The sequence below is a fragment of the Streptomyces sp. Edi2 genome, from assembly GCF_040253635.1.
Lineage (GTDB): Bacteria > Actinomycetota > Actinomycetes > Streptomycetales > Streptomycetaceae > Streptomyces.
Window position 1 is genome coordinate 3,180,801 of the sequence record NZ_JBEJGX010000003.1, and the last position, 21,902, is coordinate 3,202,702.

Sequence of the window (21,902 nt, forward strand, 5' to 3'; positions counted from 1 at the left end):
GGCTGGTGTCCGACGGGCGGGTGGGTGGCGGGGATGCCCTGCCCGCCGGCAGGCCCCCGGGACCGACAGAACGCAATGCCGCGGCGAAACGCGCCCCGTGCGTCGCCCCTCCTACACCCGCGGCACCCGGATAACCCCCTCCTGGATCACCGAAGCCGCCAGTTGTCCGTCCGCCGTGAAGATCCGGCCCTTGCCCAGGCCCCGGCCGCTCTGGGCCGTGGGGGATTCCTGGTCGTAGAGGAGCCATTCGTCGGCGCGCAGGGGGCGGTGGAACCACATGGCGTGGTCCAGGCTGGCGCCGACCACGTCGCCGACCGCCCAGCCGCCGCGGCCGTGGGCGAGCAGGATCGAGTCCAGCAGGGTCATGTCGGAGACGTAGGTGACCAGGCAGATGTCCAGCAGGGGGCGGGGGATCTCGCCGTCGTCGTCGAGTTTGCCCTGGGTGCGGAACCAGACCTGGGAGCGGGGCTCGCGGGGCTCGCCGACGGTGGCGTAGGGCGGCTCGTCGACGTAGCGCAGGTCGATCGCGGCCCGCGCCTCCAGCAGCCGCTCGGCGACGGCCGGGGTGAGGAACCGTCCGGCGTGCCGGGGCAGCATCTCGGCGGCGGTGGGCAGCTCCAGCGGGTCCGGGGCCGGCGGCATCGGCTCCTGGTGTTCCAGGCCCTCCTCGTGGACCTGGAAGGAGGCCGAGAGGTGGAAGATCGGCTGGCCGTGCTGGACGGCGACGACCCGGCGGGTGGTGAAGGACCGGCCGTCGCGGATGCGGTCGACGGTGTAGACGATGGGGGCGCCGGGGTCCCCGGGGCGCAGGAAGTACGCGTGCAGGGAGTGCGGCGGACGGTCGGCGGGGGCCGTGCGCCCGGCCGCGACCAGGGCCTGGGCGGCGACCTGGCCGCCGAAGACCCGGGGCACGACCGAGGCGCGGCTCTCGCCCCGGAAGATGTCCTGCTCGATCCGCTCCAGCGCGAGCAGATCGAGCAGGGACCGGAGTGCGTCGTTCACGTGCGCGGTGCCCTTACGGCCTAGAGACCCATGGACTTGGCGATGATGGACTTCATGACCTCGCTGGTGCCGCCGTAGATGCGGTTGACGCGGTTGTCGGCGTAGAGGCGGGCGATCGGGTACTCGTTCATGTAGCCGTACCCGCCGTGCAGCTGGAGGCAGCGGTCGATCACGCGGTGCGCGACCTCGGTGCAGAACAGCTTGGCGCTGGCGGCCTCGGCCGGGGACAGCTCGCCCGCGTCCAGGGCCTCCAGGGTGCGGTCGGCGACGGCCTGCGCGGCGTCCACCTCGGCCTGGCAGGCGGCCAGCTCGAACTTGGTGTTCTGGAAGGAGGCGACGGTCTTGCCGAAGATGGTGCGGTCCTGCACGTACTCCTTGGCGAACCGGACGGCCGCCGCGGCCTGCGCGTAGGCACCGAAGGCGATGCCCCAGCGCTCCGAGGCGAGGTTCAGGCCCAGGTAGGAGAAGCCCTTGTTCTCCTCGCCCAGCAGGTCCTCGACCGGGACCTTGACGTCGACGAAGGCCAGCTCGGCGGTGTCGGAGGTCTTCAGGCCGAGCTTGTCCAGCTTGCGGCCGACGGAGTAGCCCTCGGCCTTGGTGTCGACGGCGAAGAGGGAGATGCCGAAGCGGCGGTCGTCCTCCTTCGGCGCGGCGGTACGGGCGCACACGATCACGCGGTCGGCGTGCACGCCGCCGGTGATGAAGGTCTTGGCGCCGTTGAGGACGTAGTGCGTGCCGTCCTCGGAGAGCTTCGCGGTGGTCTTCATGCCCGCGAGGTCGGAGCCGGTGCCCGGCTCGGTCATCGCGAGGGCCCACATCTCCTCGCCGGAGACGAACTTCGGCAGGAAGCGCTTCTTCTGCTCGTCGGTGGCGAGCATCTTGAGGTACGGCAGGCCGAGCAGCACATGCACGCCGGAGCCGCCGAAGGTGACGCCCGCGCGGGCGGTCTCCTCGTACATCACGGCCTCGAACTTGTACGAGTCGATGCCCGCGCCGCCGAACTCCTCGTCCACGCGGATGCCGAATATGCCCAGCTCGGCGAGCTTGTAGTAGAAGTCGCGCGGCGCCTGGCCGGCGGCGAACCACTCGTCGTACACAGGTACGACCTCGGCCTCGATGAAGGCCCGCAGGGTCTCCCGGAACGCCTCGTGATCCTCGTTGAACACCGTACGGCGCATGCCATGGCCTCCTTAGACCGCCGCGTCTGGCTAAGCGCTTGCTCAGCTTCTCTCCGAAGCGAAAGCTACCGGCCAGTCACTAAAGCTGTCCAGAGGAGAGCGGGGCGCGGTGGGCGACGCCACACCCGGCCCCGTACACGCCGCGCCCCGCCCCGCACGCGCTACGCCCCCCGCACGCCCACCGCGACCGACTCCCCCGCCACCGATTCCCCACTCTGCGGTTCCCCGCCCTCCGCTTCCCCGTCCTCCGGCTCCCCGGCCACCGCACCGAACGCCCCCAGCGCCAGCCGGTGCAGCAGCTCCGCCATCTCCGTACGGCCCGGGAGGGCGCCCGGCCGGCCGAGGTGCGGGGTGGAGTTGAGCAGGCCGAAGACGGCGTGCACCGCGGCGCGGGCCCGGGACTCGGAGGGGAGGGCGTGAACCCGGCGGACGACCTCCACCCACAGCTCCACGTACTCCCGCTGGAGCCGGCGGACCCGCTTGCGGTCGGCCTCCCGCAGCCGGTCCAGCTCACGGTCGTGCAGGGTGATCAGCGGCCGGTCGTCCAGCGCGAAGTCGATATGGCCCTCGATCAGCGCGTCCAGCACCGCTTCCGGGCTCTCGCCGCCCTCGGCCACCCGCATCCGGCCGCCCTCCAGCAGCCGCTCGCTGATGCCGACCAGCAGCTCGGCGAGCATCGCGTCCTTGCCGGCGAAGTGCCGGTAGAGGCCGGGGCCCGAGATGCCCACGGCCGCCCCTATCTCGTCCACGCCGACGCCGTGGAAGCCGCGCTCCGCGAAGAGCCGGGCCGCCTCCTTGAGGATCTGCTCGCGGCGGCTGGTCGGGGCGGCGGACTGCGCATTACTCATGCCGTCGATTGTAGACAGCCGGGTTAGTGCTCGTTAACCTGACAGCAGATGTGGTTAACGCCCATTAACCCGGATGGCCCGGCGGCTGCGGACCGCGGCACCGGGACATTCGACCGAGCAAGGGGGCTCGTACTGATGGAGCAGGCACCGGTGCTGGGGAGTACCGCCGATCCGGCGTCCGACTCCTGGCGGGCCAACGAGGCCGCGCACCGCGAGCTGGCCGCCGAGCTGCGCGAAAAGCTCGCGGCGGCCAGGCTGGGCGGCGGCGAGAAGGCCAGGGCGCGGCACACCGCGCGCGGCAAGCTGCTGCCCCGCGACCGGGTGGACGCCCTGCTGGACCCCGGCTCGCCGTTCCTGGAGCTGGCGCCGCTGGCCGCGGAGGGGATGTACGGCGGGGCCGCGCCGGCCGCGGGCGTGATCGCCGGCATCGGCCGGGTCTCCGGCCGGGAGACGGTGATCGTCGCCAATGACGCCACGGTCAAGGGCGGCACCTACTACCCGATGACGGTCAAGAAGCATCTGCGGGCGCAGGAGATCGCCCTGGAGAACCGCCTGCCCTGTCTCTACCTCGTGGACTCCGGCGGCGCCTTCCTGCCGATGCAGGACGAGGTCTTCCCCGACCGGGAGCACTTCGGGCGGATCTTCTACAACCAGGCCCGGATGTCGGGGGCCGGTATTCCGCAGATCGCGGCCGTTCTCGGTTCCTGCACAGCCGGCGGCGCGTACGTCCCGGCCATGAGCGACGAGGCCGTGATCGTCCGCAACCAGGGCACGATCTTCCTGGGCGGTCCGCCGCTGGTGAAGGCCGCCACCGGCGAGGTGGTCACCGCCGAGGAGCTGGGCGGCGGCGAGGTGCACGCCAAGACCTCCGGGGTCACCGACCATCTCGCCGAGGACGACGCCCATGCGCTGCGCCTGGTGCGCAGCATCGTCGGCACCCTCGGCGAGCGCGCACCGCTCCCGTGGACCGTGCGGACGGTCGAGGAGCCCAAGGCCGATCCGGCCGGGCTGTACGGCGCGGTGCCCGCGGACTCCCGTACGCCCTATGACGTCCGGGAGGTGATCGCCCGGCTGGTGGACGGCTCGCGCTTCGCCGAGTTCAAGGCGGAGTACGGCACGACGCTGGTCACCGGCTTCGCCCATCTCCACGGCCACCCGGTCGGCATCGTCGCCAACAACGGCATCCTGTTCTCCGAATCCGCCCAGAAGGGCGCCCACTTCATCGAGCTGTGCGACCAGCGCGGCATCCCGCTGCTGTTCCTGCAGAACATCTCCGGCTTCATGGTGGGGCGTTCGTACGAGGCCGGCGGCATCGCCAAGCACGGCGCGAAGATGGTGACGGCGGTGGCCTGCACCCGCGTGCCCAAGCTGACGGTCGTCATCGGCGGCTCCTACGGGGCGGGCAACTACTCCATGTGCGGCCGGGCCTACTCCCCCCGCTTCCTGTGGATGTGGCCGAACGCCAAGATCTCGGTGATGGGCGGCGAGCAGGCCGCCTCCGTCCTCGCCACCGTCAAGCGCGACCAGCTGGAGGCGCACGGCGAGGAGTGGAGCGCCGAGGAGGAGGCCGCCTTCAAGGCGCCGGTCCGCGAGCAGTACGAGACCCAGGGCAGCGCCTATTACGCGACCGCGCGGCTGTGGGACGACGGCGTGATCGACCCGCTGGAGACCCGGCAGGTGCTGGGCCTGGCGCTGACCGCCTGCGCCAACGCCCCGCTGCCCGAGAAGGACCGCACCGCGCCCGGCTACGGCGTCTTCCGGATGTGAGAGGGATGTCCCCAGCAATGGCCACCAATTTCGACACCGTGCTGATCGCCAACCGCGGCGAGATCGCGGTCCGTGTCATCCGTACGCTGCGCGCCCTCGGCATCCGCTCGGTCGCGGTCTACAGCGACGCGGACGCCGACGCCCGCCATGTCCGCGAGGCCGACACCGCCGTGCGCATCGGCCCGGCCCCGGCCGCCGAGAGCTATCTGTCCGTGGAACGGCTGCTGGACGCGGCGGCCAGGACCGGCGCCCAGGCGGTCCACCCGGGCTACGGATTCCTCGCCGAGAACGCCGCCTTCGCCCGTGCCTGCGCGGACGCCGGGCTGGTCTTCATCGGCCCGTCCGCCGACGCCATCGAGCTGATGGGCGACAAGATCCGTGCCAAGGAGACGGTGCGGGAGGCCGGCGTCCCGGTCGTCCCCGGCTCCTCCGGCAGCGGGCTGGACGACGGCCAACTGGCCGCGGCGGCACGGGAGATCGGCATGCCGGTGCTGCTCAAGCCGTCCGCGGGCGGCGGCGGCAAGGGCATGCGGCTGGTGCGCGAGGAAGCGCTGCTGGCCGACGAGATCGCCTCCGCCCGCCGCGAGGCCCGCTCCTCCTTCGGCGACGACACCCTCCTCGTCGAGCGCTGGATCGACCGGCCCCGGCACATCGAGATCCAGGTGCTGGCGGACGGCCACGGCAACGTCATCCACCTCGGCGAGCGCGAGTGCTCCCTCCAGCGCCGCCACCAGAAGGTCATCGAGGAGGCCCCCTCGGTCCTGCTGGACGAGGCGACCCGCGCCGCGATGGGCGAGGCGGCCGTGCAGGCGGCCCGCTCCTGCGGCTACCGCGGCGCCGGCACCGTCGAGTTCATCGTCCCGGGCAAGGACCCGGCCTCGTACTACTTCATGGAGATGAACACCCGCCTCCAGGTCGAGCACCCGGTCACCGAGCTGGTCACCGGCCTCGACCTGGTCGAGTGGCAGCTGCGGGTCGCGGCCGGCGAACACCTGCGCCACGCCCAGGAGGACATCACCCTCACCGGGCACGCCATCGAGGCCCGGATCTGCGCCGAGGACCCGGCCCGCGACTTCCTGCCGACCGGCGGCACGGTGCTGGCGCTGCACGAGGTGCAGGGCGACGGGCTGCGCACGGACTCCGGCCTGTCCCGCGGCGTGGAGGTCGGCAGCCGCTACGACCCGATGCTCTCCAAGGTCATCGCCCACGGCCCGGACCGGGCGAGTGCGCTGCGCCGGCTGCGGGCCGCGCTGGCCGGGACGGTCACCCTCGGGGTGACCACCAACGCCGGTTTCCTGCGGCGGCTGCTGGCCCATCCGGACGTGGTCTCCGGCGAGCTGGACACCGGGCTGGTGGAGCGCGAGGCGGCCGGGCTGGTCGACGGCGGGGTGCCGGACGAGGTGTACACGGCGGCCGCGGCGGTGCGGCAGGCCGCCCTGGAGCCGGCGGTGGACGGGGGCGGCTGGCGCGACCCGTTCGCCGCGCCCAGCGGCTTCCGCCTCGGCGGCGAGCCCGCGCCCGTCCGCCACTGGCTGCGCGTCCCCGGCCACGACCCCGTCGCCCACGACGTACGGCCGGGCGCGGAGGCGTCCTGGCAGGTCACGCCGGACCGGGTACGGGTCACCGCCGACGGGGTGCTGCACACCTTCCACCGCAGCGGCGACTGGCTCGGCCGGGACGGCGACTCCTGGCAGGTGACCTCGTACGACCCGGTGGCCGCCGCGCTGCGCGGCGCCGCCGGGGCCCATGGCGCGGACACCCTGGCCGCCCCGATGCCGGGCACCGTCACCGTCGTCAAGGTCGCCGTCGGCGACGAGGTGGCCGCGGGCCAGGGCCTGCTGGTGGTCGAGGCGATGAAGATGGAGCACGTCATCTCCGCGCCGCACGCCGGCACCGTCACCGAACTGGACGTCACCGCGGGCAGCACCGTCGCCATGGACCAGATCCTGGCCGTGATCACCCCGCACGAGGACCCCGACGAGGCCGCCGCGACCGCGACCGAGCCCGGGGCCGAGGAGGGGAGCACCCGATGACCGCGGCCGGACTGCCGATGGAGGTCACCGCGGAGGGGCTGCCCACCCGCGTACGGATCCATGAGGTCGGCGCGCGCGACGGCCTGCAGAACGAGCAGACCGTGGTGCCCACCGAGATCAAGGCGGAGTTCATCCGCCGGCTCGCCGACGCCGGCCTGCCGACCGTCGAGGCCACCAGCTTCGTCCACCCCAAGTGGGTGCCCCAGCTCGCCGACGCGGAGCAGCTGTTCCCGCAGCTGGACGGCATCGATCCGCACCGGCTCCCGGTGCTGGTGCCCAACGAACGCGGTCTGGACCGTGCGCTCGCCCTGGGCGCCCGCCGGATCGCGGTGTTCGGCAGCGCCACCGAGTCCTTCGCCAAGGCCAACCTCAACCGCACGGTCGACGAGGCGCTGGCGATGTTCGCCCCGGTCGTCGCGCGGGCCAAGGACGCCAAGGTGCAGGTCCGCGGCTACCTCTCGATGTGCTTCGGCGACCCCTGGGAGGGGCCGGTGCCCGTCGCGCAGACCGTCCGGGTCTGCCGGGCGCTGCTCGACCTGGGCTGCGACGAGCTGAGCCTGGGCGACACCATCGGCGTGGCCACCCCCGGTCATGTGCAGACCCTGCTGGCCTCCCTCAACGAGGCCGGCGTGGCCACCTCCCGGATCGGCGTGCACTTCCACGACACCTACGGGCAGGCCCTCGCCAACACCTTCGCCGCGCTGCAGCACGGCGTCACCACCGTCGACGCCTCGGCGGGCGGCCTCGGCGGCTGCCCCTACGCCAAGAGCGCCACCGGCAACCTCGCCACCGAAGACCTGGTGTGGATGCTGCACGGTCTCGGCATCGGGACCGGGGTCGACCTGGACCGGCTGGCCGCCACCAGCGTGTGGATGGCGGACGTCCTGGGCCGGCCGAGCCCCTCCCGCACCCTTCGCGCCCTCTCCCCCAAGGAGTGACCCTCATGTCACTGGACCACCGTCTGCCCGCCGAGCTGGAAGAACTCCGGCGCACCGTCGAGGCGTTCGCGCACGACGTCGTCGCCCCGAAGATCGGCGAGTACTACGAGCAGCATGCGTTCCCGTACGAGATCGTGCAGGAGATGGGCCGGATGGGCCTGTTCGGCCTGCCGTTCCCCGAGGAGTACGGCGGGATGGGCGGCGACTACCTCGCGCTCGGCATCGCCCTGGAGGAGCTGGCCCGGGTCGACTCCTCGGTGGCCATCACCCTGGAGGCCGGCGTCTCGCTGGGCGCCATGCCGATTTACCACTTCGGCACGGAGGAGCAGAAGCGCGAGTGGCTGCCCAAGCTGTGCAGCGGTGAGGTGCTGGGCGCGTTCGGCCTCACCGAGCCGGACGGCGGCTCGGACGCCGGCGCCACCCGTACCACCGCCGTACGCGACGGCGGGGACTGGGTGATCAACGGCAGCAAGTGCTTCATCACCAACTCCGGTACGGACATCACCGGCCTGGTCACGGTCACTGCCGTCACCGGCCGCAAGGACAATGGCGCCCCGCTGATCTCCTCGATCATCGTGCCGTCCGGCACGCCGGGCTTCACGGTCGGCGCCCCGTACTCCAAGGTCGGCTGGAGCGCTTCGGACACCCGCGAGCTGTCCTTCTCCGACGTCCGCGTCCCGGCCGCCAACCTGGTGGGCGAGGAGGGCCGCGGCTACGCCCAGTTCCTGCGGATCCTCGACGAGGGCAGGATCGCGATCGCGGCCCTGGCCACCGGCCTGGCCCAGGGCTGTGTGGACGAGTCGGTGCGCTACGCCAAGGAGCGGCAGGCCTTCGGCCGTGCGATCGGCACCAACCAGGCGATCCAGTTCAAGCTCGCCGACATGGAGATGCGCGCCCACACCTCCCGGCTGGCCTGGCGTGATGCCGCGTCCCGGCTGGTGCACGGCGAGCCCTTCAAGAAGGAGGCCGCGCTCGCCAAGCTCTACTCCTCCGAGATCGCGGTGGACAACGCCCGTGAGGCCACCCAGATCCACGGCGGGTACGGCTTCATGAACGAGTACCCGGTCGCCCGGATGTGGCGGGACGCCAAGATCCTGGAGATCGGCGAGGGCACCAGCGAGGTCCAGCGGATGCTGATCGCCAGGGAGCTGGGCCTGGGCGCCTGACCGGATGCACTGCGCCGGTCCTGCGGCCGGCCCCGCGCGACGGGGCCGGCCGCGGAGCGGCCGACGGCGATGTCTCTCACCCGCTCACTTCGCGGGCCACGGCACCTCCGGCGAGCGGTAATAGCCGATGCCCAGCGCGTCCCAGCGGGGCCCCTGGGCGGCGAGCCGCACCTTGTAGTCGTCCCAGTCGTGCGTGGACGCCGGCGACCAGCCCAGCTCGGCGATGCCCGGCAGCCGGGGGAAGGCCATGTAATCGAGGTGCGCGGAGGTGGACAGGGTCTCGGACCACAGGGGCGCCTCGACGCCCAGGACGGAGTCCGCGGGGGCACCGTCGAGGTAGCTGCCCGGGTCCCAGTCGTAGGACCGCTCGACGCCGACGTAGCCGGCCCAGTTCAGGCCCAGCGGCGTGTTCTTGTCGTACTTCATGTCGAGGTAGGCGCGGTCGGCGGGCGAGAGGATCAGCCGGGTGCCGTTGTTGGCGGCGTCGGCGACCTGCCGGCGCTCGGCCGCGCCCGTCTTGTCGTAGCCCCAGTACTGGGCCACGGCGCCCTTCGCCGGGTGTGCTCCGGTCAGCTGGTGCCAGCCGATCGCGGTCTTGCCGTACTTGGCGACCACCGGCTGCACCTTGTCCATGAAGGTCACGTAGTCCGCATGGCTGGTGGAGTGCGCCTCGTCCCCGCCGATGTGGAGATAGCGGCCGGGTGTCATGGCCGCGAGCTCGCGGAGGACGTCGTCCACGAAGTCGTACGTCTCCTTCTTGGGGACGCACAGGGAGCTGAAGCCGACCTGGGTGCCGGTGTAGAGCGGCGGCGCCTGGCCGTTGCAGTTGAGCGGGGCGTAGGAGGCCAGCGCGGCGTTGGTGTGGCCCGGCATGTCGATCTCGGGGACGACGGTCAGATAGCGGGCCGCGGCATAGCGGATGATCTCGCGGTAGTCGTCCTTGGTGTAGTAGCCGCCGCGGCCGCCGCCGACCTGGGTGGAGCCGCCGTAGGTCGCCAGCCGCGGCCAGGACTTGATGGCGATCCGCCAGCCCTGGTCGTCGGAGAGGTGCAGATGCAGCTTGTTGATCTTGTACATGGCGAGCTGGTCGATATACCGCTTGACCTGCGCGACGGTGAAGAAGTGCCGGGAGACGTCGAGCATCGCGCCGCGATAGGCGTAGCGCGGTGAGTCGGCGATGGTGCCCCCGGCGATCCGCCAGGTGCCGCGCCGGGCGTCCGCCCGCTCCGCGTCGGCCGGGAGCAGCTGCCGGAGCGTCTGGACGCCGTGGAAGAGGCCGGCCGGGCGGGCGGCGCTGATCGTGACCGCACGGGCGCCCGAGGTGAGCCGGTAGCCCTCGGCCCCCAGGTCCTTGGTGCCGCTGCCGCCGAGCCGGAGGACGATGCCGTCCCGGCCGTCCTTGGTGGTCACCGGGAGTCCGAAGCCGGTGGCGGGCCGCAGCAGCCCCGCCAGATAGCCGGCCACCCGCTCGGCCTCGCCGGAGCCGCCGGGCACACGGATCCGGGTGCGGTCGCCGAGGGTGTACGCGTCCCCGGTGCTGTGCACGGACGCGGGGGCGGGGATCACCTGGTCCAGTGGTGTGGCGGCCGGGGCGGCGGCGTGCGCGGCGCCCGGTGGCGGTACGGCGGCGGTTCCCAGCCCCGCCGCCGCGACCAGCAGCAGCGAGAACAGCAGTCTGCGTCGTCTCATCGACGGTCCCTTCGGCGAACCTTGTGCATGACGTCGTGCATGGCATGGAGCGACCGAACGGTGACCATGCGTACCGTGAGCCTCGATTCCGGTCAAGGTGTAGACCACTTTCCGGCCGCCGATTCAGTGACGTGCCCGATATCGGGCAGATTTCTTGCGTATCCGTGCGGCGACCCGCAATATCGACGGGTGCTCGAACGCCGTAACCGCAGCGCTGAGGCGCCGCACGATGACCTGGTGGACCACCTCGTGCGCAGCACACCGCTGCAGCGCGGTGAGGCCGCCCGGGTGGTGCTCGATGTGCTGGCGTACTTCGACGAGACGACGGAGGAATTCGTCCGCCGGCGCCATCGGGAGCTGCAGTCCCAGGGGCTGCGCAACGACGAGATCTTCGAACGGATCCGCCACGAGATGCCGCACCGCGCCGTGGCCCCGCCCGATCTCTCGGCCCGCCAGCTGCGCCGCGTCGTCTACGGCTGACGGCCACGCCCGGGGCGCCGGGCGGCACGAACCATTGCCACAACGTTCTTCTCGGAGGGTCACTGTATGTGCGGGATCGTCGGCTATATCGGCAAACGTGATGTTGCTCCGCTGCTCCTCGAGGGCCTGCAGCGCCTGGAGTACCGCGGCTACGACTCGGCGGGCATCGCCATCCACGCCAAGGGCACCGGCAAGGCCGCGGGCGGCCTCAAGACCGCCAAGGCCAAGGGCCGGGTCCGGGAGCTGGAGTCACGGGTGCCGAAGCGGTTCGCCGGCACCACGGGCATCGCGCACACCCGCTGGGCCACCCATGGCGCGCCCACCGACGAGAACGCCCACCCGCACCTCGACACCGAGGGCAAGGTCGCCGTCGTCCACAACGGCATCATCGACAACGCCGCCGACCTGCGCACCCGGCTGACCGCCGAGGGCGTCGTCTTCGCCTCCGAGACCGACACCGAGGTGCTGTCCCACCTGATCGGCCGCTCCACGGCCGAGAAGCTGGAGGAGCGGGTCCGCGAGGCGCTGCGGCACATCGAGGGCACCTACGGCATCGCCGTGCTGCACGCCGACTTCCCCGACCGGATCGTCGTCGCCCGCAACGGCTCCCCGGTCGTCCTGGGCATCGGCGAGCACGAGATGTTCGTCTCCTCGGACGTCGCCGCGCTGGTCTCGCACACCCGCCAGGTCGTCACCCTCGACGACGGCGAGATGGCCACCCTCAAGGCCGACGACTACCGCACGTACACCACCGAGGGCTCCCGCACCTCGGCCGAGCCGACCACCGTGGAGTGGGAGGCCGAGTCGTACGACATGGGCGGCCACGACACGTACATGCACAAGGAGATCTCCGAGCAGGCGGCCGCGGTGGACCGCGCGCTGCGCGGGCGGATCGACGACCGCTTCTCCACCGTGCACCTCGGCGGCCTGAACCTCGACGCCCGCGAGGCGCGCGGGGTGCGCCGGGTGAAGATCCTGGGCTGCGGCACCTCGTACCACGCGGGCCAGATCGGCGCGCAGATGATCGAGGAGCTGGCCCGCATCCCCTCGGACGCCGAGCCGGCCTCCGAGTTCCGCTACCGCAACCCGGTCGTGGACCCCGACACGCTATACGTGGCGGTCTCCCAGTCCGGTGAGACCTACGACGTGCTGGCAGCCGTCCAGGAGCTCAAGCGCAAGGGCGCGCGGGTCCTGGGCCTGGTGAATGTGGTGGGCTCCGCGATCGCCCGGGAGACCGACGGCGGCATCTACGTGCACGCGGGCCCCGAGGTCTGTGTGGTCTCCACCAAGTGCTTCACCAACATGGTGGTCTCCTTCGCGCTGCTCGCCCTGCACCTCGGCCGGATCCGTGACCTGTCCGTCGCGGACGGCAAGCGGATCATCGAGGGCCTGCGCAAGCTGCCCGGCCAGATCGACGAGATCCTCAAGGGCGAGGAAGAGATCAAGGAGCTGTCGGCCGCCTACTCGGACGCCAAGTCGATGATGTTCATCGGCCGGGTGCGCGGCTACCCGGTGGCCCGCGAGGCCTCCCTGAAGCTCAAGGAGATCTCCTACATCCACGCCGAGGCCTACCCGGCCTCGGAGCTCAAGCACGGCCCGCTCGCCCTCATCGAGCCCGCGATGCCGACCGTGGCGATCGTCCCCGACGACGACCTGCTGGAGAAGAACCGCGCCGCGCTGGAGGAGATCAAGGCCCGCAGCGGCCGCATCCTGGCCGTCGCGCACCAGGAGCAGGAGAAGGCCGACCACACCATCATCGTGCCGAAGAACGAGCCCGAGCTGGACCCGATCCTGATGGGCATCCCGCTGCAACTGCTCGCCTACCACACGGCATTGGCCCTGGGCCGCGACATCGACAAGCCCCGCAACCTCGCCAAGTCCGTCACGGTGGAGTAGAACCCCGCACCGACGGTGGGGCGGAACCTCCCGAGCCACGGTGAAACATCCGCCCCACCGAAGCGACAATTGAGCAACCCCCACGGCGGGCCCCCACCTCCGCGAAAGCGGCGCCGGCTCAGGCGCAAAAGGGGCGCCACCGCCCCGGGAAACCGTCACCTCCCGGCCGGCAGCACGAAGTTGCCGTGCGCGCGGCCGCCGGGCCCGTGATGCGGCGCGCCCACGTGACCGTTTTCTACCCTTCGCCGGGGCACAATTCACCTGCGCGGGCCGGTGGAAATGCGGCTGCACACCGCCCTCATGACGCCCCCTCACCTGTGCACAGTCCGCGGAGAGCCGGCCGTCCGGTGTGAAGGTGACGCGCGGTAGGGGGAGTTGGGGGCGGTGGCGCGGAGGGGTCAGGGGATCACGATCACCGGGCGCTGCGCCCGGCGGGCGAGCCGGCCGGCCACCGAGCCGAAGATCCGGCCGACGATGCCGTGGGTCGAGCCGACCACGATCGCGTCGGCCTCGTACTCCCGGCCGACCTCCTCCAGCTCGTGGCAGATGTCGCCGCCGCGCTCGACGAGGACCCAGGGGACCTCGGTGAGGTGATCGGCGCAGGCCAGCTCCAGACCGAGCACTTCGGTGCGGTGATCCGGCACGTCCACGAAGACCGGGGGCTCGCAGCCCGCCCAGACGGTCGTCGGCAGCCGGTTGGCCACATGGACGATGATCAACCCGGAGCCGAGGCGCCGGGCCATACCGATTGCATACGCCAATGCGCGCTCGCTCGACATGGAGCCGTCGAAGCCGACCACGACGCCGTGCCGGAACGCGGGGTCGCAGGAATGGCGCGTCTTTTCCGCCGCTTCGAGGTCCGCCATCGGATCGGCGACCTGCTTGCGGTCCGCGGGTTCGGGGATTTCGTGACCGGCCATTGGTGTCTCGGCGAGGACATCCTCTTGCGGAGGGGCGAACGGGGAACGGCGATTGACTTGATCCGGCAGTTGACTGAGCTGGCTCGATCGAGGTGCGGGAGCCATAGTTCAAAGAGGAACGATACGACTGGGAATCATCTTCCCAACCCGATACCCCAAGAGTACGGCGCCACTCCCCCGCTGCCCAGAGCCCGCTGCGGACGCGGAGCGCCCGCGCGAGGTGGGGTGGGGCCTCGAACGTTCCCCGGAGCATGCCGGAGCGTGGCCCGGATGGCAATGCCCCGGCCTGCCCCCGTACGTACCCCTCACGGTGACCCATGATCGCCGCCGGCGTTGTAGTAGCAGCCCGTCCGAGGGGAGCACACGGTGCCGTTGCCGTCCGACAGATCACCCGACCCAGTGAGCGACGTCATGCGCTGGGGCGCCTTCAGTTGCGCCCTGGTGCCCTTCGTACTGATCATCAGCGGCGCTTCCTGGACCGGCGCGGCCGGTACCGCCGCCGGTCTGGCCGCGGTGACCTGTGCGTGCCGCGCCCTGCTGCGGCAATCCGAACGGACCGCCGCGCGCATCCGCGTGCGCGAGACCGGAAGACACCGGGACGGAAGGGCATATTTGGGGTCGACGGCGCAGGGCGGCGGTCGGCACTCCGAAGGGCGTACGCCGGTCGATTGAGGCGCTTGCAAGTCTGCGCGCGACCGTTTTCAGCCAACTTCCGGCCGAGGTCCACACCTTGCCCCGAGCCCCCCTCAACCCTGGTGTGAGCAGGGAGGAAAGGACCGCTGGGCATGGTTGTGCCCTACTTCGAACGGGCAGAGCCGAGACGCGTACTTCCCATGTAGGCCCGACGAGTGGAACGCTTCGTGATCGAATGCTTCGCGCCAAGTTGCCATATCGACATACCAGCGGGTGGTGAACTTGGCACTCCATCCTCACGGAACACAGTAGATTCGATCTTGGTAGTAACAGCGGGGGAACTGTGCAGGACCGAGAGGGCGAGACGACCGAGGGGGGCTTAAGTGCCATGAGCCAGGACTCCGCTGCCGTACCAGATGCCGCACGCAAGCTCGCCGCCCGACGACGCCGCGAAATAGTCGCGGTGCTCCTCTTCAGCGGCGGCCCCATTTTCGAGAGCTCCATTCCGCTCTCGGTCTTCGGCATCGACCGACAGGACGCAGGCGTTCCGCGGTACCGGCTGCTTGTGTGCGCGGGCGAAGATGCGCCTTTGCGCACGACCGGGGGGCTCGAACTGTCCGCCCCCTATGGGCTGGAGGCGATCTCCCGTGCCGGGACGGTCGTCGTGCCGGCCTGGCGCTCCATCACCCAGGCGCCGCCGCCCGCGGCGCTCGACGCGCTGCGCCGCGCGCATGAAGAAGGGGCCAGAATCGTCGGGTTGTGCACGGGGGCGTTCGTCCTCGCCGCGGCCGGACTGCTGGACGGCCGTCCGGCAACGACCCACTGGATGTACGCGCCGACGCTCGCCAAGCGTTATCCGTCCGTCCATGTGGATCCCCGTGAGCTCTTCGTCGACGACGGCGATGTGCTCACGTCCGCGGGAACGGCGGCCGGCATCGACCTGTGTCTGCACATCGTGCGCACCGACCACGGCGCGGACGCCGCGAACGCGCTGGCCCGCCGGCTCGTCGTGCCGCCCCGCCGCACCGCGTCCGATATGGGGCACCAGCGCTACCTCGACAGGTCATTACCTGAAGAGATCGGCGCCGACCCGCTGGCCGAGGTCGTCGCCTGGGCGCTGGAACACCTCCACGAGCAGTTCGACGTGGAGACGCTGGCCGCGCGCGCGTACATGAGCCGCCGCACCTTCGACCGGCGCTTCAGGTCCCTGACGGGGAGCGCTCCGCTGCAGTGGCTGATCACTCAGCGGGTACTGCAGGCCCAGCGGCTGCTGGAGACCTCCGACTATTCGGTGGACGAGGTCGCCGGGCGCTGCGGCTTCCGCTCGCCGGTCGCCCTGCGCGGCCACTTCCGCAGGCAGCTGGGCGCCTCGCCCGCCGCCTACCGGGCGGCCTACCGCGCACGGCGGCCGCAGAACGGGGCGGCCGAGCCCGCGCTCAGACCGGAGCGGGCCGAGCGCGCCGAGCGGCCGGAGCGTGAGCGGGCGGCCCTGGGGGCGGGCGCGGAGCGGTTCTCCGCCGCCGCGCTGGCCGGCCACGGCCTGGGCTCCGCCGAAGCGGGCGAAGCGGGCAAACCGCAGTCGGATGTGTACGCCTCCCGGCTGCCGGAAACCGCGGTGGGGAGGGGAACCGTCCGCCCCGTGCTGCCCGGACAGCGCGAGCGCCCCGTAGGGTGAGATGTATGAACGATCGCATGGTGTGGATCGACTGCGAGATGACCGGCCTCTCGCTGGCGAATGACGCGCTCATCGAGGTGGCCGCTCTGGTCACCGACTCGGAGCTGAATGTGCTGGGCGACGGGGTGGATGTGGTGATCCGCCCCCCGGCCGAAGCACTCGGCACCATGCCGGAGGTGGTGCGCCAGATGCACACCACCTCCGGGCTGCTGGAGGAACTGGACGGCGGCACGACGCTGGAGGCGGCCGAGGCACAGGTGCTTGCGTACATCAAGCAGCATGTGCCGGAGCCGCGGAAGGCGCCGCTGTGCGGTAACTCCGTCGGCACCGACCGCGGCTTCCTGCTGCGGGACATGCCGACGCTGGAGGACTACCTCCACTACCGGATCGTCGATGTCTCGTCCGTGAAGGAGCTGGCCCGGCGCTGGTATCCGCGGGCCTACTTCAACAGCCCGGACAAGAGCGGCAACCACCGGGCGCTGGCGGACATCCGTGAATCCATCGCGGAACTCCGCTACTACCGGGAGGCGGTCTTCGTGCCGCAGCCCGGCCCCGACTCGGACACCGCGAAGGCCATTGCCGCCAAGCACGTCCTTCCTGCCGAGCCGCAGTCCACGCCGTAGTCACACGCAGGGCGCGTGTCGTGCGGGCCCCGGCGGGTCCGCCGTGACCCGCACGACACGCCCTCCGCCCCAGGACACGAAACCTGGGCGCGAGCACCCCTTCGGACCCTGTACACTTTTTCTCAGCCGGTGGGGAAAAAGAACCACACAGCACCGGTCATGGTGGGTATAGCTCAGCTGGTAGAGCACCTGGTTGTGGTCCAGGATGTCGCGGGTTCAAGTCCCGTTACTCACCCCACATCAAGGCCCCCGACCTCAGGTCGGGGGCCTTGGCGTTTTGGCGGGCGTGGAGAGCGGGGACCGGCTGCGGCCGGGCGACGGGCCGGGCGCCACTGTAGAGGTGCCGCTGCAGAGGTGCCGCTATAGAGGAGTCGCTGCGGAGGGGCTGCGGATCAGTAGGCGACGGTGAAGCGCTTGCCGATGTGGCGGGGCTGCTCTATTTCGTCGACGACGGCGACGGCGTAGTCCTCGGCGGTGATCCGGCTGGTGCCCTCGGCGTCGGTGATCAGGTCGTCGAGGGCGGTGCGGTAGCTGCCGGTGCGTTCGCCGGGCTCGATGGTGGCGGCCGGGCTGAGGCTGGTCCAGCGCACATCGACGACGGAGCGGTAGAAGTCCAGGGCGTCGCCGTGGGCGTGCATGATCTCCAGCAGGAAGGCGGGAAGGCCTTCCGCGTCCCAGACCCGCGCGCCGTCCGGCGTGCGCAGCGAGCCGGCGCCGCCGACGGAGATCAGCCGGGGCGCCGTGTCGCCGAGGGTGCGCAGCCCGGCGACAAGGGACTCGGCGGCGGGCCTGATCGTGGCGGTGTGCCCCGGTCCGTCGCCGCCGCCGACCGCGCTGACCAGGACGTCCCGGCCCCGGGCCGCGGCGGCGACGGAGGCCGGGTCAAGGGCGTCGCCGGTGGTCACGGTCAGGTCAGGGTGGGTGGTGGTGATCTTCGCGGGGTCGCGGACGACCGCGGTGACCCGGTGGCCGCGCCGCAGGGCCTCGTGGAGGATGCGGCTTCCGATGGTGCCGTTGGCCCCGAAGAGCGCGATCGTGGACATGGTGGTCTCCCAGCTGTTGCGTACGTCCGGCGAGGACTTCCGTTTTCCGTCATCCGTCGGGCTGACGTCTTCTACGCTAGAGGGACCAGCAGGGCATTTCGGGGTGCCGAGAGGACCGGTGATGGTCAAAAAGCGACAGGACGGCCGGGAGCCGTCGCCGGAGATCCCGGAGGTGGCGTTCTCCGCGCCGGCCGGGCGGCCGACGGGGGTGGAGGTGCTGACGCTCGCGGAGCTGAGGGCGCGCGCGGACGCCTGCCGGCTGTCCGCCCCGCACCGGCCCGGCTTCCACCATCTGCTGGTCCTGGACGGCGGCCGGCTGGTGCACAGCGTCGACTTCCGGGAGCACGTCCTCGCGCCGGGCGACCTGCTGTGGTCGCGCCCCGGGCAGGTCCAGCACTTCGGTGATCTGACGGGCGCGGAGGGGCGGCTGGTGCTCTTCGAGGCCGGCTTCCTGGATCCGGCGACCGCGGCCGCGGCCCGGGTCGAGGACTGGTACGGGCCGCCCGTACGGCACCCCGAGGGCGCCGCGGCCCGGGGAGTGGACGAGGCGATGCGGCAGCTGCACGGGGAGTTCGGGTCGCCGGTCGGGCTGCCGCTGGAGGTCCATCTCGATGTGCTGCGGCATCTGCTGGCCGTACTGGTGCTGCGGGCCGCGCATCCGGGCGGGGAGGCGGACGGGGCCGGGGACGGAACCTGTGCGGCGAGCGCGGCCTATCTGCGCTTCCGGGACGCGGTGGAGCGGGACTTCACCCGCAGCCGGCGGGTCGCCGACTACGCCCGCGCGCTGGGCTATGCGCCGCGCACCCTCTCCCGGGCCACCGAGGCCGTTGCCGGGGTGGGGGCCAAGGAGTTCATCGACCGGCGGGTGGCGCTGGAGGCCAAGCGGCTGCTGGCGCACGGCGACCGTTCCGCGGCCCGGATCGCGGACCGGCTGGGCTTCGCCGACGCCACCAACTTCAGCAAGTTCTTCCAGCGGCAGACGGGCAGCACCCCGATCGCCTTCCGCACGGCGGTACGCAGCGGTGCGGCCTGAGTGCGCGGGCCGCGTACGGGAGTTGGGGCACCCGGGCCGCGGGCCGCGGGCGGCGGGCCGCGGGCGGCGGGCCGCGGGCGGCGGGCCGCGGGCGGCGGGCCGCGGGCGGCGGAGCGCACGGGCGGTAGGGAGACGGGCGCGGCAGGTGCCGGGGCATGCGGGCGGCGGGGCACGCAGGCAGCCGGCGGCGGGGCGCAGCGGTGGGGGGTTTCCGCTGCGCCCCGTCTCTCGGGCGAGCGGTCCGGTTGGGGGGGCCGGGCCGCCGGTGGGGGTCAGCCGGTGTACGCGGCGAAGGCCTTGGTGAAGTCCAGCGGCTTCTGCTGGACGGAGCTGCAGGTGGGCTGCGCCGAGGTGCCGGCGCCGCCCGGGCAGGCCTGGTCGCGGGTGGCGGACCACATCGACAGCCAGGCCAGGTGCTTCCGCTGGGCGAACTTCACCAGCTGGGTGGCGTCGTCGGCCTTGAAGACCTCGTTCTGGACGTCGTTGACGCCGATCATCGGGGTCACGGCCACGGTCTTCCAGGCGGCCGCCTCGCTCAGGCCGAGCGCCTTCTTGAGCTGGCCCTGGGTGGCGGTGGCGGCCTGGATGGCGTAGGTGCCCATGTCGCCGCTGTAGGAGGCGCCGTAGTCCATCGCCATGATGTTGACCGCGGAGATCTTGACGCCGTTCTTCTTGGCGTCGGCGACCAGGTTCACCCCGTCCTGGGTCAGGCCCTCGGGCATGACCGGCAGCGTGAAGGAGACGTCGAGACCGGGGTGCTTCTTCTGGAGCTGGGTGAGGGCTTGGGCACGGCGGGTGTTGGCGGCGGTGTCGGGCAGCGCGCCGCCCTCGATGTCGAAGTCGGCCTTGGTGAGCTTGAACCGGTCGATGACCTTGCCGTAGGCGGCGGCCAGTTCGTCCGCGGAGCCGCAGGCCGCCCCCAGCTCGGTGCCGGTGGCGCCGCCGAAGGAGACCCGGACGTCGCCGCCGGCCTTGCGCAGGGCGGGTATCTGCCGGGCCACCTGGTCGTCGCCGAGCTCGCCGGAGCCGCCCCACTTGGGGGTGCAGCCGCCGCCGGAGGTGACGAACGCCAGGTTGAAGTTCTTCACCCCGGTCTTCCGGGCGGTGCCGGCCAGGTCGTAGGCGGGGGCGAGCGAGGTGTCGGCGTACGGGGCGAAGCCGGCGGCGGCCTTCGGGGCCTGCGCGCCGGTGGTGGTCCGCGGTGCCTTGGCTGCCAGGGCGGATCCGGCGACGGCGAAGGCGCCGCCGGCCGCGACCAGGGCGGCCGCGCCGCTCACGATCAGCTTGGTGGTGCGGCTCTTGCGCCGGCGGTGTGCCGAAGAACTCATCTCGTGCCTGCCTGTCGTCACATGGGGGGCGGGGGTGCACCGCGGTGCGTGGGTGGGGTGCACCGTGGTGCGTCCCGCACGCTAGCGACAGGGAAACGGACAAATGCCGGTAATGGTGCGGAGGTTGGGGGATTTAGGGGCGCCTTAAGGAAGCGGAAGGGGGTGGTTAAGAACCAGGGTCAGCTGCCCGTCGGGCGGACGTTCAGGAGCCGGTGCGCGCGGTCCGCCGGCGCCGGATGCCGAGCGTGCGGCGCAGCCGGTGGCCGCGGCGGGTGCCGGGACGGGCGCGCCGGTCGTCCAGGGCCAGCCAGACCCGGACCTCGGTGCCGCCGAGGACGGAGCGGCCGAGGCGCACATCGCCGCCGGTGGACTCGGCCAGCCGCCGCACGATGTCCAGGCCGAGGCCGGTGGAGCCGGCCCCGCCACCGCCGTGCCCGCGGCGCAGCGCCGCGTCCGGGTCGTCGATGCCGCCGCCGGCGTCCGAGACCAGCACGATCACCGCGTCCTCGGCGTTGTGGACATCGACCGCGAAGGCGGTGCCCTCGGGGGTGTGGCGGAAGACGTTGCCGAGCATCGCGTCCAGGGCGGCGCCGAGTTCGGGGCGGGCGACGGGGACGCGTACGGGGCGGTCCGCGCCGGCGATGCGGACGGCGCGGCCCTCGTCCTCGGCGAGCGCCGACCAGAAGTCCATCCGCTCGCGGATCACCTCGGCGGCGTCACAGCCGGCCGCGGCGGCGGCCTGCCGGGTCTGGGCCTTCTGCTCACGGGCGGTGCGGATGATCTGGTCGACCTCGCGCTCCAGCTGTTCGACGGCGGCCCGGGTCTGCTCGGCGGCCGAGGTGTCACCGAGCGAGGCGGCGTTGAGCCGCAGGACGGTCAGCGGGGTGCGCAGCCGGTGCGAGAGGTCGGCGGCCAGTTCGCGCTCGTTGGCGAGCAGTTGGACGACCTGGTCGGCCATCGCGTTGAAGGCGCTGGCCGCGGACCGCAGTTCCTTGGGGCCGTCCTCCGGAACGCGGACGCCGAGCTTGCCCGTGCCGAGGTCGTGCGCCGCGCCGGCCAGCCGCTCCGCCGGCCGCACCATGCGGGTGCCGAGCCGGTCCGCGACGGCGACCGAGCCGATGACCAGCGCGAGGCCGACCCCGGCGAGCACCACCCAGGAGGTGGCGACGCCCTTGGTGAGCGCCGCGTCGGGCACGAAGACCTCGACGACGGCGATACCCGAGGCGACGGCGGTCGGCTGGAGGAGCGAGGAGCCGCCGGGGACCGGGGAGATGGACGCCCGGCCGAGCTTGGCGGCGGCCGCCACATCCTTCTCCGCCGCACGCCGGGCACCGATCTCGGCGGGCTTGCCGTTCCGGCCGCTCGCCGGGACATGGACGCCGATCCGGCCGCCGGGTCCGGTCTCGGCGCTGGCGACGGCGCGTTCGAGCTGGGTGCGGTCGGTGGTGATGGCGAGGACCGGGCCGATGGTGGCGGCCTGCCGTTCGGCATTGGAGTAGGCGCGGTCGCGGGCCAGCTCCTTGACGACCAGTCCGAGGGGGACGGCGAACGCGACCACGACCATGGCGGTGACCGCCAGCGCCACCTTGACCAGGGCCCATCTCACTGCGTCTCATCCTTCGCTTCTCCGCCCGCAAGGCGCAGAGGTGC

Annotated in this window: 18 protein-coding genes and 1 tRNA gene; 11 read left to right on the forward strand and 8 right to left on the reverse strand. The window is 72.0% G+C overall.

What is annotated here, in order from left to right:
- Nucleotides 1–111: 111 nt before the first annotated feature.
- From ABR737_RS17310 to ABR737_RS17320, 3 genes are all read right to left on the reverse strand, one after another.
- Nucleotides 112–1,002, reverse strand: a complete 891-nt coding sequence (locus tag ABR737_RS17310) for an acyl-CoA thioesterase (protein WP_350251065.1) — start codon at nucleotides 1,000–1,002, stop codon at nucleotides 112–114.
- 20 nt (nucleotides 1,003–1,022) lie between these two features.
- Nucleotides 1,023–2,180: an acyl-CoA dehydrogenase family protein gene (locus tag ABR737_RS17315; RefSeq protein ID WP_350251066.1), complete on the reverse strand. Its 1,158-nt coding sequence runs from the start codon at nucleotides 2,178–2,180 to the stop codon at nucleotides 1,023–1,025.
- Between the two features lie 161 nt (nucleotides 2,181–2,341).
- Entirely contained in the window at nucleotides 2,342–3,028 is a 687-nt protein-coding gene (locus tag ABR737_RS17320; protein ID WP_350251067.1) for an SACE_7040 family transcriptional regulator, read from the reverse strand.
- Nucleotides 3,029–3,163: 135 nt separating this feature from the next.
- On the opposite strand from ABR737_RS17320, the gene ABR737_RS17325 reads away from it, so the two are divergent.
- Genes ABR737_RS17325 through ABR737_RS17340 form a run of 4 tightly spaced genes read left to right on the forward strand, consistent with a single transcriptional unit; the run spans nucleotide 3,164 to nucleotide 8,932 of the window.
- Entirely contained in the window at nucleotides 3,164–4,795 is a 1,632-nt protein-coding gene (locus tag ABR737_RS17325) for a carboxyl transferase domain-containing protein (RefSeq protein WP_350251068.1), read from the forward strand.
- A gap of 17 nt (nucleotides 4,796–4,812) precedes the next feature.
- Entirely contained in the window at nucleotides 4,813–6,828 is a 2,016-nt protein-coding gene (locus ABR737_RS17330) for an acetyl/propionyl/methylcrotonyl-CoA carboxylase subunit alpha (RefSeq protein WP_350251069.1), read from the forward strand.
- Nucleotides 6,825–7,766 (forward strand): hydroxymethylglutaryl-CoA lyase, encoded by a 942-nt coding sequence (locus tag ABR737_RS17335; RefSeq protein WP_350251070.1) that lies wholly within the window; start codon nucleotides 6,825–6,827, stop codon nucleotides 7,764–7,766. Before ABR737_RS17330 ends, ABR737_RS17335 begins: the two co-directional genes overlap by 4 nt.
- A 5-nt stretch (nucleotides 7,767–7,771) precedes the next feature.
- A complete protein-coding gene (locus ABR737_RS17340) occupies nucleotides 7,772–8,932 on the forward strand; it encodes an acyl-CoA dehydrogenase family protein (protein ID WP_350251071.1) in 1,161 nt (386 codons plus the stop codon).
- A gap of 84 nt (nucleotides 8,933–9,016) precedes the next feature.
- Here the strand turns inward: ABR737_RS17340 and ABR737_RS17345 are convergent, their stop codons facing one another.
- On the reverse strand, nucleotides 9,017–10,621 hold the full coding sequence (locus ABR737_RS17345) for a beta-N-acetylhexosaminidase (protein WP_350251072.1): 1,605 nt from the start codon (nucleotides 10,619–10,621) through the stop codon (nucleotides 9,017–9,019).
- 189 nt (nucleotides 10,622–10,810) lie between these two features.
- Between ABR737_RS17345 and ABR737_RS17350 the strand changes: the two genes are divergently transcribed.
- Both ABR737_RS17350 and glmS read left to right on the forward strand, forming a co-directional pair.
- Nucleotides 10,811–11,101, forward strand: coding sequence for a hypothetical protein (locus ABR737_RS17350; RefSeq protein ID WP_350251073.1), 291 nt, complete (start codon nucleotides 10,811–10,813; stop codon nucleotides 11,099–11,101).
- A gap of 66 nt (nucleotides 11,102–11,167) precedes the next feature.
- Entirely contained in the window at nucleotides 11,168–12,997 is a 1,830-nt protein-coding gene (glmS, locus tag ABR737_RS17355) for a glutamine--fructose-6-phosphate transaminase (isomerizing) (RefSeq protein ID WP_350251074.1), read from the forward strand.
- A 398-nt stretch (nucleotides 12,998–13,395) separates the two neighbouring features.
- Here glmS and ABR737_RS17360 read toward each other — a convergent pair whose 3' ends face one another.
- The gene (locus tag ABR737_RS17360) at nucleotides 13,396–13,917 is read right to left on the reverse strand and encodes a universal stress protein (protein ID WP_159480989.1); all 522 of its coding nucleotides are present in this window, start codon (nucleotides 13,915–13,917) and stop codon (nucleotides 13,396–13,398) included.
- 399 nt (nucleotides 13,918–14,316) lie between these two features.
- On the opposite strand from ABR737_RS17360, the gene ABR737_RS17365 reads away from it, so the two are divergent.
- The 4 genes from ABR737_RS17365 to ABR737_RS17380 all read left to right on the forward strand — a co-directional run bounded on the left by ABR737_RS17365 (nucleotide 14,317) and on the right by ABR737_RS17380 (nucleotide 17,086).
- Nucleotides 14,317–14,589: a hypothetical protein gene (locus ABR737_RS17365; protein WP_350251075.1), complete on the forward strand. Its 273-nt coding sequence runs from the start codon at nucleotides 14,317–14,319 to the stop codon at nucleotides 14,587–14,589.
- 349 nt (nucleotides 14,590–14,938) lie between these two features.
- Nucleotides 14,939–16,225, forward strand: a complete 1,287-nt coding sequence (locus ABR737_RS17370) for a helix-turn-helix domain-containing protein (protein WP_350251076.1) — start codon at nucleotides 14,939–14,941, stop codon at nucleotides 16,223–16,225.
- 5 nt (nucleotides 16,226–16,230) lie between these two features.
- Nucleotides 16,231–16,848, forward strand: coding sequence for an oligoribonuclease (gene orn, locus ABR737_RS17375; RefSeq protein WP_350251077.1), 618 nt, complete (start codon nucleotides 16,231–16,233; stop codon nucleotides 16,846–16,848).
- Between the two features lie 162 nt (nucleotides 16,849–17,010).
- A tRNA-His gene (locus ABR737_RS17380) sits at nucleotides 17,011–17,086 on the forward strand.
- A 154-nt stretch (nucleotides 17,087–17,240) separates the two neighbouring features.
- On the opposite strand, the gene ABR737_RS17385 is transcribed toward ABR737_RS17380, so the two are convergent.
- A complete protein-coding gene (locus ABR737_RS17385; RefSeq protein ID WP_350251078.1) occupies nucleotides 17,241–17,891 on the reverse strand; it encodes an NAD(P)-dependent oxidoreductase in 651 nt (216 codons plus the stop codon).
- Between the two features lie 121 nt (nucleotides 17,892–18,012).
- On the opposite strand from ABR737_RS17385, the gene ABR737_RS17390 reads away from it, so the two are divergent.
- Nucleotides 18,013–18,924 (forward strand): helix-turn-helix domain-containing protein, encoded by a 912-nt coding sequence (locus tag ABR737_RS17390; RefSeq protein WP_350251079.1) that lies wholly within the window; start codon nucleotides 18,013–18,015, stop codon nucleotides 18,922–18,924.
- 272 nt (nucleotides 18,925–19,196) lie between these two features.
- On the opposite strand, the gene ABR737_RS17395 is transcribed toward ABR737_RS17390, so the two are convergent.
- Together ABR737_RS17395 and ABR737_RS17400 are read right to left on the reverse strand one after the other, a co-directional pair.
- Nucleotides 19,197–20,252, reverse strand: coding sequence for a chitinase (locus tag ABR737_RS17395; RefSeq protein WP_502964332.1), 1,056 nt, complete (start codon nucleotides 20,250–20,252; stop codon nucleotides 19,197–19,199).
- A gap of 202 nt (nucleotides 20,253–20,454) precedes the next feature.
- On the reverse strand, nucleotides 20,455–21,858 hold the full coding sequence (locus ABR737_RS17400) for a sensor histidine kinase (RefSeq protein ID WP_350251080.1): 1,404 nt from the start codon (nucleotides 21,856–21,858) through the stop codon (nucleotides 20,455–20,457).
- Between the last annotated feature and the right edge of the window lie 44 nt (nucleotides 21,859–21,902).